General features: G+C 60.5%; 15 protein-coding genes. 14 read left to right on the forward strand and 1 reads right to left on the reverse strand.

The genetic code is table 11. The features are described 5' to 3' along the window. Nucleotides 1-202 precede the first annotated feature (202 nt). From FHT85_RS26200 to trbI, 12 genes are read left to right on the forward strand one after another with little or no spacing between them, the layout of a single operon-like run. Nucleotides 203-853 (forward strand): acyl-homoserine-lactone synthase, encoded by a 651-nt coding sequence (locus FHT85_RS26200; RefSeq protein ID WP_183774463.1) that lies wholly within the window; start codon nt 203-205, stop codon nt 851-853. Further along, on the forward strand, nt 850-1821 hold the full coding sequence (trbB, locus tag FHT85_RS26205) for a P-type conjugative transfer ATPase TrbB (RefSeq protein WP_183774466.1): 972 nt from the start codon (nt 850-852) through the stop codon (nt 1819-1821). The genes FHT85_RS26200 and trbB overlap by 4 nt, the downstream gene beginning before the upstream one ends. Then, nucleotides 1811-2221: a conjugal transfer pilin TrbC gene (gene trbC, locus FHT85_RS26210; protein ID WP_183774469.1), complete on the forward strand. Its 411-nt coding sequence runs from the start codon at nt 1811-1813 to the stop codon at nt 2219-2221. The genes trbB and trbC overlap by 11 nt, the downstream gene beginning before the upstream one ends. Continuing rightward, the gene (locus FHT85_RS26215; RefSeq protein WP_183774472.1) at nt 2214-2513 is read left to right on the forward strand and encodes a conjugal transfer protein TrbD; all 300 of its coding nucleotides are present in this window, start codon (nt 2214-2216) and stop codon (nt 2511-2513) included. The genes trbC and FHT85_RS26215 overlap by 8 nt, the downstream gene beginning before the upstream one ends. 10 nt (nt 2514-2523) lie before the next feature. Beyond that, nucleotides 2524-4986, forward strand: coding sequence for a conjugal transfer protein TrbE (locus FHT85_RS26220; RefSeq protein WP_183774475.1), 2463 nt, complete (start codon nt 2524-2526; stop codon nt 4984-4986). Beyond that, the gene (gene trbJ / locus FHT85_RS26225; RefSeq protein WP_183774478.1) at nt 4958-5767 is read left to right on the forward strand and encodes a P-type conjugative transfer protein TrbJ; all 810 of its coding nucleotides are present in this window, start codon (nt 4958-4960) and stop codon (nt 5765-5767) included. Before FHT85_RS26220 ends, trbJ begins: the two co-directional genes overlap by 29 nt. After that, nucleotides 5764-5997: an entry exclusion protein TrbK gene (gene trbK, locus FHT85_RS26230; RefSeq protein ID WP_183774481.1), complete on the forward strand. Its 234-nt coding sequence runs from the start codon at nt 5764-5766 to the stop codon at nt 5995-5997. Before trbJ ends, trbK begins: the two co-directional genes overlap by 4 nt. Further along, nucleotides 5991-7181 carry a P-type conjugative transfer protein TrbL gene (trbL, locus tag FHT85_RS26235; protein WP_183774484.1) on the forward strand — a complete coding sequence of 397 codons (1191 nt, stop codon included), beginning with the start codon at nt 5991-5993 and terminating at the stop codon, nt 7179-7181. Before trbK ends, trbL begins: the two co-directional genes overlap by 7 nt. 15 nt (nt 7182-7196) lie before the next feature. Continuing rightward, entirely contained in the window at nt 7197-7859 is a 663-nt protein-coding gene (locus tag FHT85_RS26240) for a conjugal transfer protein TrbF (protein WP_112339635.1), read from the forward strand. A gap of 17 nt (nt 7860-7876) precedes the next feature. After that, a complete protein-coding gene (trbG, locus tag FHT85_RS26245) occupies nt 7877-8731 on the forward strand; it encodes a P-type conjugative transfer protein TrbG (protein ID WP_183774487.1) in 855 nt (284 codons plus the stop codon). After that, the gene (gene trbH, locus FHT85_RS26250; protein WP_183774490.1) at nt 8731-9210 is read left to right on the forward strand and encodes a conjugal transfer protein TrbH; all 480 of its coding nucleotides are present in this window, start codon (nt 8731-8733) and stop codon (nt 9208-9210) included. Before trbG ends, trbH begins: the two co-directional genes overlap by 1 nt. Before the next feature lie 11 nt (nt 9211-9221). Then, nucleotides 9222-10526 (forward strand): IncP-type conjugal transfer protein TrbI, encoded by a 1305-nt coding sequence (trbI, locus tag FHT85_RS26255; RefSeq protein ID WP_183774493.1) that lies wholly within the window; start codon nt 9222-9224, stop codon nt 10524-10526. A 201-nt stretch (nt 10527-10727) separates the two neighbouring features. On the opposite strand, the gene FHT85_RS26260 is transcribed toward trbI, so the two are convergent. After that, nucleotides 10728-11633, reverse strand: a complete 906-nt coding sequence (locus FHT85_RS26260; RefSeq protein ID WP_183774496.1) for a LysR family transcriptional regulator — start codon at nt 11631-11633, stop codon at nt 10728-10730. Between the two features lie 93 nt (nt 11634-11726). Between FHT85_RS26260 and FHT85_RS26265 the strand changes: the two genes are divergently transcribed. Together FHT85_RS26265 and FHT85_RS26270 are read left to right on the forward strand one after the other, a co-directional pair. Then, nucleotides 11727-12044, forward strand: coding sequence for a nuclear transport factor 2 family protein (locus FHT85_RS26265; protein WP_183774499.1), 318 nt, complete (start codon nt 11727-11729; stop codon nt 12042-12044). Next, on the forward strand, nt 12041-12829 hold the full coding sequence (locus FHT85_RS26270) for an SDR family oxidoreductase (protein ID WP_183774502.1): 789 nt from the start codon (nt 12041-12043) through the stop codon (nt 12827-12829). The genes FHT85_RS26265 and FHT85_RS26270 overlap by 4 nt, the downstream gene beginning before the upstream one ends.

The following is a 12829-nucleotide window of genomic DNA, read 5'->3' on the forward strand; positions in this document are numbered from 1 at the left end:
ATTAGCTCGATTCCCGATTGCTTGACCAGCCGCGACCAACTGCAGATTTGCACATGAAATCGCCCTTCGTCCGTCGCTGGCTGCGCTCCAAGAGACTGAACTTCTCCCCGATTCGGTAGAATCAGTGAATGCAAATCTGCACGTAGCCACGCGCAAAACGAGATGATCTTCCTTCGCCTGACGATTTCACGCGGAGATAAGGATGCAGCTTCTTGCAATCTCGCCCGACCGATATGTCGAGCATCAAGTTCTTCTGAAGCAGATGTATAGGCTACGCGCTGACGTATTTGGCGGGCGGCTCGAATGGGATGTTTCCATCATCGACGGTGGCGAGCGAGATCAGTACGACGACCTCAACCCGACCTACATCCTCGCCGTCTTCGGCGGCAATAAGGTGGTGGGATGCGCACGCCTTCTTCCCGCAGTAGGGCCGACCATGCTGGAACGCACATCTCCGCAGCTCCTGGAGGGTGGTTCGCTCAACGCTACGAGTGCGATGATCGAGAGTTCCCGCTTCTGCGTCGACACGACTTTGCCCGCGGGTAGGGGAGGGGGCCAACTCCACCTTGCAACACTGACGATGTTCGCCGGTATCATCGAATGGTCGATGGCGAATGGCTACGACAAGATCGTTACCGCCACCGATCTGCGCTTTGAGCGTATCCTGAACCGAGCGGGATGGCCGATGGCGCGGTTGGGTGAACCCGTGGCAATTGGCAATACCGTCGCCATCGCCGGCACGCTTCCAGCGGATCAGGAGAGCTTCGAACAGGTTCGCCCTCCGAATTATCGGTCTGCTCTCTCTTATGGTGACAATTATGGTGACAATCACTCGGCGAGGAGCGCAGCGTGACCCAGCTTCGCTCCCACCCAAGACTTGTCCGCAAACTGCAGGACGCACTTGGCGACCAACTGTGCGTCGCGCTCGACGATGCGACAGTCGTCGAGATCATGCTCAACCCTGACGGCCGACTGTTCATTGAACGCCTCGGCCACGGTGTCGCCGAAGCCGGCGTCATGACACCAGCGGCTGCGGAAGTTGTGATCGGCAGCGTCGCCCACGCATTACAGTCGGAGGCAGACGACGAGCGCCCGATCATCTCCGGCGAACTGCCGATCGGTGGCCATCGCTTCGAGGGTCTGCTTCCGCCAGTCGTATCCGGACCCGCCTTCACGATCCGACGCCGCGCCTCGCGTCTCATCCCGCTCAGTGATTACGTGTCCTCGAAGGTGGTGACAGAGGCGCAAGCGTCTGCCATCCGTAGCGCAATTGACGCTCGCATGAACATCGTCATTTGCGGGGGCACTGGCTCCGGAAAAACCACGCTCGCCAACGCTATCATCGCCGAGATCGTCTTGAGCGCACCCGACGATCGCATGGTTATCCTCGAGGATACCGCCGAAATCCAGTGCGCGGCCGAAAACGCAGTCTGCCTGCATACCAGCGATACGATCGACATGGCGCGGTTGCTGAAAAGCACCATGCGACTACGACCTGACCGCATCATCGTCGGCGAGGTCCGCGACGGTGCAGCGCTGACCCTCCTGAAAGCTTGGAACACTGGTCATCCCGGCGGGGTCACCACCATCCACTCCAACACCGCGATGTCGGCGCTGCGCCGGCTGGAACAGCTGACGGCAGAAGCGAGCCAGCAGCCAATGCAGGAGGTGATCGGCGAGGCGGTCGATCTCGTCGTCTCGATCGAGCGGACGGGGAAGGGGAGGCGGGTCCGCGAGGTGATCCACATCGAAGGATACCGAAACAACCACTACCAGACCGAACACTATGCCCAGATCGACGAGGACAGTCATGTCGCGTAAGACCTATTCCATTCTCGCAGCGATCATGTTTGCTGCCGTTTCCCTCAGCTCTTCGGGTGCTGCATTGGCTTCCTCGGGCGGTGGCGGCCTTCCGTGGGAATCGCCACTGCAGCAGATCCAGCAGTCGATCACCGGCCCTGTCGCCGGGTTCATAGCGCTTGCCGCCGTCGCGATCGCCGGCGCCATGCTGATCTTCGGTGGGGAACTCAACGATTTTGCCCGCCGCCTTTGCTATGTCGCCCTGGTCGGCGGCGTTCTCCTCGGCGCCACCCAGATCGTCGCGCTGTTCGGCGCAACCGGCGCCTCAATTGGCGAGCACCATGCTGAGGCAGGTGTTTCTTCGGCTGTTTCTGTGCCCGTAACGACGCTGTCTGTGGCAGGGGAGGGGGGTCGTGACTGAAGCCGGTTCCAACCTCATCCGGTCGCGCGTGCATCGGGCGCTGTCGCGTCCCAATCTGTTGATGGGCGCCGATCGCGAACTTGTTCTGCTGACGGCGCTCGCCGCCGTCATCCTGATCTTCGTCGTCCTGACCTGGTATGCGGCGCTGTTCGGCATTGCGATCTGGTTGGCCGCATTAGCTGCACTTCGCATGATGGCCAAGGCCGATCCGCTGATGAGACGGGTCTATGTCCGGCATATCTCCTACAAGACCTTTTACCGCGCGACGTCGTCGCCGTGGCGCAGGTACTGAGGGAGTACGTATGGTTGCCCTCAAATCCTTCCGCCATTCCGGACCGTCCTTTGCCGATCTCGTTCCCTATGCCGGGTTGGTCGATAACGGCGTCATTCTGCTGAAGGACGGCTCGCTGATGGCCGGCTGGTATTTTGCCGGCCCCGACAGTGAAAGTTCGACCGACGCCGAGCACAACGAGGTGTCGCGACAAATCAATGCCATCCTGTCGCGCCTCGGCTCCGGCTGGATGATCCAGGTTGAGGCTGTCAGGGTGCCGACCGGCGACTATCCAACAGAGGAAGCCAGCCATTTCCCCGATCCGGTCACCCGCGCCATCGATGCGGAACGGAGGGCGCATTTCCAGAAGGAGAGGGGGCATTACGAAAGCCGTCATGCCCTCATCCTGACTTGGCGCCCACCTGAGCCGCGGCGGTCCGGACTGACGCGCTATGTCTATTCCGACGTTGGCAGCCGGTCCGCCACTTATGCCGACAAGGCGCTCGAAACCTTTCTGACCTCGATCCGTGAGGTCGAACAGTATCTCGCCAATGTCGTGTCGATCCAGCGGATGATGACACGCGAAACACCGGAGCGCGGTGGTCATCATGTCGCCCGCTACGACGAGCTCTTTCAGTTCATCCGCTTCTGCATCACCGGGGAGAACCATCCGGTGCGTCTGCCCGAGATCCCCATGTACCTCGACTGGCTCGTGACGGCCGAGCTACAGCACGGTTTGACGCCGCTGATCGAGGACAGGTTCCTCGGCGTGGTGGCGATCGATGGCCTGCCCGCCGAAAGCTGGCCGGGGATACTCAACAGTCTTGACCTGATGCCGCTCACCTATCGCTGGTCCTCCCGCTTCGTCTTCCTTGACGCCGAGGAGGCGCGCGCAAGGCTCGAGCGGACCCGCAAGAAGTGGCAGCAGAAGGTCAGGCCATTCTTCGATCAGCTCTTCCAGACGCAGTCGCGGTCACTCGACCAGGATGCCATGCTCATGGTGGCAGAGACCGAGGACGCGATCGCCGAAGCCTCGTCGCAGCTCGTGGCCTATGGCTACTATACGCCGGTCATCGTTCTCTTTGATGAAGACCAGCAAAGCCTGCAGGAGAAGTGTGAGGCAGTCCGGCGCTTGATCCAGGCCGAAGGTTTTGGTGCTCGCATCGAGACAATCAACGCGACCGATGCCTTTCTTGGCAGCCTGCCGGGCGTGTCCTATGCCAATATCCGTGAGCCGCTGATCAACACGCGCAACCTCGCCGATCTCATCCCCCTCAATTCGGTCTGGTCCGGAAGCCCGATGGCTCCTTGCCCGTATTATCCGCCGGCCTCGCCTCCGCTGATGCAGGTCGCCAGCGGATCAACTCCCTTCCGGCTGAACCTGCATGTCGACGATGTCGGCCACACGCTGATCTTCGGACCGACCGGTTCTGGGAAATCAACGCTGCTCTCATTGATCGCGGCCCAGTTCCGACGCTACGCCGGGGCGCAGATCTTCGCGTTCGACAAGGGTAGCTCGATGCTGCCGCTGACGCTGGGGCTCGGCGGCGATCATTATCAGATTGGTGGCGATGCTCAGGAAGCAGGGCAGGGAAGGACACTCTCTTTTTGCCCGCTGGCCGAGCTCTCGACCGATGGCGATCGTGCTTTCGCCTCCGAGTGGATCGAGATGCTGGTGGCACTGCAGGGCGTGACGATCACTCCGGACTACCGCAATGCCATTTCACGGCAGGTCGGCCTGATGGCCGATTCCCGCGGCCGCTCGCTCTCGGACTTTGTCTCGGGTGTACAAATGCGGGAGATCAAGGACGCCCTGCATCACTACACCGTCGATGGTCCGATGGGGCAGCTGCTCGACGCCGAAGAAGACGGGCTGGCGCTCGGCGCCTTCCAATGCTTCGAGATCGAGGAACTGATGAATATGGGCGAGCGCAACCTTGTGCCCGTTCTGACCTATCTTTTCCGACGCATTGAAAAACGCCTGACCGGTGTACCCAGCCTGATCATTCTCGATGAAGCCTGGCTGATGCTCGGCCACCCGGTCTTCCGCGACAAGATCAGGGAATGGCTGAAGGTGCTGCGCAAGGCTAATTGCGCCGTGGTGCTCGCCACGCAGTCGATCTCGGATGCAGATCGGTCCGGCATCATCGACGTGCTGAAGGAATCCTGTCCGACCAAGATCTGCCTACCGAATGGTGCTGCGCGGGAGCCGGGCACGCGCGAGTTCTACGAGCGCATCGGCTTCAACGAACGGCAGATCGAGATCGTCGCAACCGCGATCCCGAAGCGGGACTATTACGTCGTGTCGCCGGAGGGTCGACGTCTGTTCGACATGGCACTCGGGCCCGTCGCGCTCTCCTTTGTCGGAGCATCCGGAAAGGAAGACCTGAAGCGTATCCGCGCCTTGCATTTTGAACATGGGGCCGCCTGGCCTCTCCATTGGCTCCAGCAAAGGGGGATCGCCCATGCCGACACGCTCTTCCCAACCCAATAGGATATTGCATGCCGCTCTTGGTGCGGCCCTTACGCTCTCGGCCGCTCTCACGCTTCCTGCTCGGGCCGGTGGCGTCACGGGACAAGCGACCGAATGGACCCAGCTTGCCAATAATGCCGAACTGGTCTCACTCGTCGGCAAATCGGCCGAGCAGGTGAATAACCAGATCACCCAGATCTCGCAGCTGGCCGAGCAGATCCAGAATCAGCTCAACATCTACAAGAACATGCTGCAGAACACCGCGCAGCTCCCCGACCATGTCTGGGGCCAGGTTGAAAGCGATCTGAAGACCCTCCAGGACGTCGTCAACCAGGGCCAGGGCGTCGCCTTCTCCATGGGCAATGTCGATGATGTCCTGAAAGCGCGCTTTCAGAGCTTTGCCCAGATGAAGAGCAACCTGCCTGACGGCGCGAGCTTCTCCACGACTTATCAGAGCTGGTCCGACACCAATCGCGACACCATCGCCGGCACGCTGAAGGCTGCCAATCTGACGGCCGAACAATTCTCCAGCGAGGAGAGCACGATGTCGCAGCTCAGGTCGATGTCGGAATCCGCCGATGGCCAGATGAAGGCGCTGCAGGTCGGGCACGAGATTGCCGCGCAGCAGGTCGCGCAGATGCAGAAACTGCGGGGTCTGGTCTCGCAGCAGATGACGATGATGGGCACCTGGTACCAGTCCGAACAGGCGAGACGAGATCTGGCGCAGGCGCGGCGCGAACAGTTCTTCAGCGGGACAGAACGTGACATCAGAGGCGGCCAGACTATGGAGCCTCGCTGGTGAGCCCGCGTCTGATCGCCGTTATCGCGCTCGTCGCGGTCGTTTCAGGAGCCGCTGCAAGCGTTATCACCTGGATCGTCATTCAGCCGCCGGCCGCGCCAGTCTCAGCTTCCGGCGCGGCCGGAACTAGTTCTTCTTCCGATCAAGAACAGCGCCAACATCGCGAACAGTTCTTTGGCGGGAATCCCGACCGCGCCATCCGCGGCGGTCAGGAGATGAAACCGCGATGGTAGCCGCTCCCTCTTTCCGCGCTATCGAGCGGACCTTCATCGCGATTGCGGTCGTCCTGGTGGTGACTTCGCCGGCGCTGGCACAACAGGGTCAGGTCCTGACCACACTGGAAAATTCCGTCGTAACCGCCGCCAAGGGGTGGGAGACGACGGTGATGAACGCCGCTCGCTCGTTGTTCTGGATACTCGCCGGCATCGAGATCGGGATCGCGGCCGTATGGCTGGCGATCAATGCCGCCTCGCTCGACAGCTGGTTCGCCGAACTCGTCAAACGCATCATGTTCATCGGCCTGTTCGCTTTCATCCTCGACAGGGGGCCGGAGTTTGCCAAGGCCGTTGTCGACAGTCTCTACCAGATCGGCGCCGGCGGCGGTTCGGCATCACCCGCCAACATCTTCGATGCCGGCATTCGTGTCGCGACGAAGATGTCGGAACAGGTGAAGTTCGGTCTCTTCGAGGATAACGCGCTCGCGATCGCTGCCGTCTTCGCCATGGTCGTGGTCGTCGTGTCGTTCAGCCTGGTCGCCGCGATCTTCGTGGCCGTCATGGTCGAGATGTATGTCGGCCTGCTCGCCGGTATGATCATGCTTGGGCTCGGCGGTTCCTCTTATACCAAGGACTTTGCGATCAAATACCTGGTCTACGCCTTCTCCGTCGGCATGAAGCTGATGGCGTTGGTGATGATCGCCAAGATCGGCTCGGACATCCTTCTCGGTCTAGCAGAGGCGCCGACCGCGACCTCGGAACAGTTCATCACGACGCTGGCGATTGCCGGCATGTCCGTCGTTGTCTTCGTCATCGCCATGTACGTGCCCCCCATTTTGCAAGGCGTGGTTCAGGGCGCATCGGTCGGCGGCGGCATGGAAGCCATTCGTCATGGCGGACAGGCGGCATCTGCGGCACTCGGTGCTGGTTTCCTAACGTTCGGTGCGGCGAACAGAGGATTCGGCGCCGCGAGCGCCGCAAGGGCAGGGGGTGTGTCTCTGGCTAGTGCTGCGCTGCGCGGCATGCAAGCCGGGATTGGCGGAGCGGCTGGTGCCGTCGGCTCGGCAGCGAAGGAAAAGGCGATCGGTTCGCCCGGCGCCTATGCCGGATCGATGCTCGGCCTTGCCAACGCCAAACTCGATCAACCGTCCGGTCGGCCCGGCACACCACATCCACCACCGCCGATCAACGACGTCAAGTGACGGGAGGCTGACAGAATGGCCGGACAGAATATTCCAGATAATCCCTACATCGCCGCGCGCAACGAATGGAACGAACGCTACGGCTCGTACGTCAAAGCGGCCGCCGGCTGGCGCGTCGTCGGCATTACCGGAATGATCATGGCCGTTATCGGTTTTGGTTACGCGCTCTACCAGAGCACCCAGGTCAAGCTCATCCCTTATATCGTCGAAGTCGATAAGCTAGGCACATCAGCCAATGCCGGCTTCCCGCAGCAGATTGACTATGCAGATCCACGCGTGGTGCGCGCGACACTCGGCAGTTTCGTATCGAACTTCCGGTCCGTCACGCCGGATGCTGTCGTGCAGAAGCAGTACATCGACCGAACCTATGGGCTGCTGCGCACCTCCGATCCCGCAACCGAAAAAGTCAACGCCTGGTTTCGCTCGAACTCGCCCTTCGAGAAGGCGAAGACCACAACGGTGGCGATCGAGGTCAACAACATCGTCGCGCTGTCAAACCAGAGTTACCAGATCGACTGGACGGAGTTCGAGCGGGATCGCCGCGGCAAGGAGACCGCCACGCGGCGCTTCCGCGGCATCGCCACCGTGACACTGACGCCACCCCAGGACGAGGGCGTCATCCGCCTCAATCCCATCGGTCTCTATCTCCGCGACTTCGACTGGACCGCGCAGCTTTGAAAGGCATGGCTCCTAATATGAACATGAGACAATTCAGAATACGGGCCACGCTGATTGCGAGCGCAGCCGTGCTGCTGATTTTCCCGATGATGGCTTTCCTCACATCCCACGCAGTTGCCGCCGACGGCGTCACGGCGAACGAGGCGAAGGGCATGGGCATCTCGACACAATGCCGCGGAAGCCACGGTCTCGTCACGAAAGGCGCGGATGGAAAGGTCATCTTCCTTTACGGCGAAGTGCAGCCGTCCGTCGTCTGCTCACCATTGCAGGTTTGTGACATCGAGCTTCAGGGCGGCGAGGTCGTTCGCGATGTACTGGTCGGCGACACTGTGCGTTGGAAGGTCGAGCCTGCGACATCGGGTGCGGCCGGCGGCCAGGCGATCCATCTCATCGTCAAGCCGTCGGAGCCGGGTCTGGTCACCTCGATGGTGGTGACAACGTCGCGTCGGACCTACCACATCCAGCTGAAATCACATGCCACGCAGTATATGGCGCGCGTCGGGTTCGAATACTCCGAGGACGTCTCGGCAAAACTTGCCGACGTCAACGCGCGGCTGGAAGCCAGCACGATACCAGGCGCCGGCGTGCCCGCCGAGCAATTGAGCTTTGCCTACTCGGTGTCGGGGAGTGCCGGCTGGCGACCGACGCGGGTCTATTCGGATGGGCAAAAAACCTACATCCAGTTTCCGCGATCAATTTCTGGTCAGAATGCCCCGGTTCTCTTCGTCGTCTCTGGCGGACAGAACCGCATCGTCAACTATCGCATGAAGAACAACATAATGGTGGTCGATTACAATATCGATCGTGCTGTCCTCGTCTCTGGCGTCGGCTGGAAACAGCAGAAGGTGACGATCAGCAGAGGAGGGCGGTGATGCTGGACCTCTTCCGTCGCAGAGGAAACTGTCTAGGCCCGATCCGCGGCCTGGTTGCCACAAGTGCCCTCGCTATCTTCGTTTCCGGTTGCCAGTCAATGGAAAGTGGGGCTCTCGTCACGAGCGCAGCACAGCCTGAGGTTTCCGGACCAGCGGCGGGCGCGATCGCCGGCGATATGGTCAGCCGCCTTGCCGAACAAATCGGACAGGGAAAGGCGACCGTGACGCTCAAACAGGATGGTTCTCCGTTCGGACAGGCGCTTGAAGCGGCCCTGAAGGGATGGGGCTATGCCATTGTCACCGACCAGAAGACGGATAATAGCGCAGCCGCCATCCCGCTCGCCTATGTCATCGTGCCTTATGACGGTCAGGTGCTAGCACGGCTCTCGACGAGCAGCGTCGAACTCGGTCGGGCATACAAGGTGACGACATCGGGCGCTACGCCTGCCAGTGCCCTGTCGCTGATGCGGCGCGGGTGAGGAAGAACATTATGGTGCAGTCTCTCAAGCTCGGTGGCACACAAAATAGTAAGGCTACATCGGGCATCAAGCGGGTGAACCGCGTGCCGGTCATCGTCGTGATCGTGCTGTTGGTCGCCTTTCTCGGCATCATCTTCTCTGGGCTCGCCTCGCGCGGCCTTTACTTTGGCAAGAATAGCGGCCCGGACACCAGTTCGGGCAATCCGGCCTCGACCTATGCCGACCAGATCAAGCGGGGCGTCACCGACGGCATCATCGGCGAGCCACAGCCGCAGACGACGTTCCAGCCGACCCCGGTCGAGACGACGCAGGCCGAAGAGAAGGCGGCCAATCCGTTCACGCAGCCCGAACAGAGACAAGAGCAACGGAACGGATCGGAACTGGAGCCGGAAGAAGTTTGGCGCGCGCGTCTGGCCAGAGAGCAACAGGAACAGGTTCTGCGCGAGCAACAACGCCAACGGATGGCCCGAATGCAGGCGCGCGACTCTGCGTATGACGCGCCTCTTGCCATCGATCGCGGCAAGCTGGAAGCGCGGTCGGAAAAAGATGAGAGCGCCGGAGCCCGGACGATGACAGCCGCGGCGAGCGCAAACGCCTCCGATCTCTATGCCGCTGCCTTACGGGCCGGTCTTGGTGGACAGAACGTCGATCCTAACGGACAGAGCTCCAAGGAAAACTTCTTCAACGCCGATCTCAAGGATCTCGGCTACTTGCCAAACCGCGTTGTGCCGCAGCTGTCGCCGTTTGAGCTCAAGCGTGGCTCGGTCATTCCGGCGACACTGATTACGGGCGTCAACTCCGACCTGCCGGGGCGTATCACTGCGCAGGTCAGTCAGAATGTCTATGACAGCGCCACAGGTCATCGCCTGCTGATCCCGCAGGGCACGAAACTGTTCGGCCGTTACGACAGCAAGGTTTCGTTCGGCCAAAGCCGGGTTCTTGTCGTCTGGTCCGATATCATCTTCCCGAACGGCTCGACATTGCAGATCGGCGGCATGGCCGGCACGGATGCGGAAGGCTACGGCGGCTTCAATGACAAGGTGAACAACCACTATCTCAAAACCTTCGGCTCTGCGGTCATGATCGCGCTGATCGGCACGGGCATCGACATGGCGGTGCCCCAGAGCTCAACGCTGGCCACTCAGGATACGGCGTCCGATGCGGCAAGGCGCAACTTTGCCGAAACCTTTGGGCGAGTGGCCGACCGCACGATCCAGCGCAACATGGACGTGCAGCCGACGTTGCAGATCCGGCCCGGCTACAAATTCAATGTCTTGGTAGATCAGGACATTGTTTTTCCCGGCCAATATCGTTGAAGAGTGCAACCAAAATCAAGCGAACATAAGCTCAGAGGACAGGTTGTAGGGGGCATGGCCGCTCCCTTAATCTGTTGATTTCGCGGCACTAGAGACTTGCTTTTTTTGGATCGTCGGTTCTGATCCCTTCAAGTCGTGCGAACGCCTTTTCTCTAAGACAGGTTGGTGGGAGCCGGCGCTCCTGGAGAACTGCCTGCTTGTTCATCCGTCATCCCGCCGTGAGAGCTCACGAGCTAGTTCCAGAAACGCCCTTACACCGGCCGATAGATTCCGACGTCCGGGATAATACAGGCAGAGCCCTGGGTAAGGCGGTGTCCAATCCGCCAGAACGCGAATAACGCGTCCCGCTTCGATGTCCGGAAGGATGTCCTGTTCAAAGATATAACCTATGCCCGTGCCTGCGAGAACCGAGGTCCGCGTGAGGCTCGCCTCATCGAGCGTAATCTGCCCCCGAACATCTATCTGAACTTGCTCACCGTCTTTTTCAAACTGCCATCGAAATAGCGAACCGTCAGGCAGGCGAACGCGAATGCACTGATGATTAAGAAGATCCGGTGGAACGGCGGGCTTATCGTGCTTCTCAAAATATCCGGGAGAGCCGACCACGGCATGGCGTTGGGGCCGTCCGAGCGAAACGGCAATCATGTCGCTGGGAACAAGGCCCGCAACTCTGACGCCGAGATCGAACCCGTCTTTGACGATATCGACCATCCTTCCTTCCGTGACTATATCGACATGCATGTCGGGATAGCGGCGCAGGAATTCGAGCACGAGCGGCGAGATGATGGAACGCGCCGCAAACGCCGCCGCATTGATCCGTATGGTTCCGGATGGGGTTTCACGCTGCTCCCGGACCGTCTCAAGCGCTGTGTGGAGATCCTGTAGCGAGGGTGCGACGTGCTGCATGAAGAGCCGCCCAGCATCCGTCAGCGAAACGCTTCGCGTCGTGCGGTTGAACAGCCGCACCCCTAGCGCAGTCTCGAGCCTGCCGATCGTGTGGCTCAACGCTGTTGTTGAGATGCCGAGCTCGATAGAGGCTGCGCGGAATGTCCCGCGCCGGACAATCGCGATTGCAGCTTCAAGTTCCTTAAGGCTCGCTTGATCCATTATCCCGATATCTTCATCACGACATGCAATTTAATCCCACTTATTCGAGCAATAGTCGAGTGCTAGGTACGCCATGAGCAAAGGAGAATGCTTATGATCCCAACCCTACTCAAACCCATCGCCGACTATGTCGAGGCGAATGTAAAGCTTGACGTGGATGGCATGCTGAAGCCTTTCGTCGTCCTGGACAACGGAGGGCATCACGAAGGCCGTGCCGAACTGCGGACCTTATTTGAAGAGGCGGTGATCCCCGTCAAGGTCATCTTCACGCCGGATACCGTTCGTCATGAGAACGGTCCGGTCGTGGTCGAAGGGCTTGCCCATGGCGACCTCAAAGGCAGTCCGATCCGCTTAACCTATCGTTTCACGCTCGAAAATGACGCCATCAAAGCTTTGGAGATTACAGCATGAGCATCAAAGCAGATCCCACAGAGTTCTCGGGAAAGTGCGTACTCGTCAGCGGCGGCACCAAGGGTGCGGGTCGCGCAACCGTCGATCGCTTTCTGGCAGGCGGCGCCCGAGTCATCACCGCCGCTCGAGGAGCACCAGAAGCCATTGATGGAGTCCAGTTCGTTCAGGCGGACCTGACAACGGCCGAGGGCGGGGAAACCCTTGCCAAGGTGGCGCTTCAACGCTTTGGCGGGATCGATATTCTGGCTCATGTTATCGGTGGATCGTCGACACCGGGAGGCGGCTTTGTTGCGCTGACCGATGATCACTGGCTGGCCGAACTGAGCCTGAACCTACTGGCCGCTGTTCGCCTGGATCGTCTGCTGATCCCGCAAATGATCGAACGTGGCAGCGGCGCGGTGGTGCACGTCACCTCCATCCAGTCAGTCCTTCCTCTGCCAGAGGCCACCACTGCCTACGCCGCCGCTAAGGCCGCACTCAAGACCTACAGCAAGTCCATTTCCAAGGAACTTGGTCCCAAGGGCGTGCGGGTCAATGTCGTTTCCCCCGGCTGGATCATGACCGACTCGTCTGTGGATCTGCTGAAACGCCTGCAAGCAGCCAATGGCGGTACGATCGAGGACGCGCGGCAAGTGGTGCTCGACAGCCTGGGCGGCATCCCGATCGGTCGTCCGGCCGACCCCCATGAGGTCGCCGACCTTATCGCCTATCTCGCCTCGGATCGCGCCGCGGCAATCCACGGCGCCGAGTTCGTCATCGATGGCGGCACCGTTCCCACTGTCTGA

It is taken from the genome of Rhizobium sp. BK312, from assembly GCF_014193605.1.
Taxonomy (GTDB): domain Bacteria; phylum Pseudomonadota; class Alphaproteobacteria; order Rhizobiales; family Rhizobiaceae; genus Rhizobium.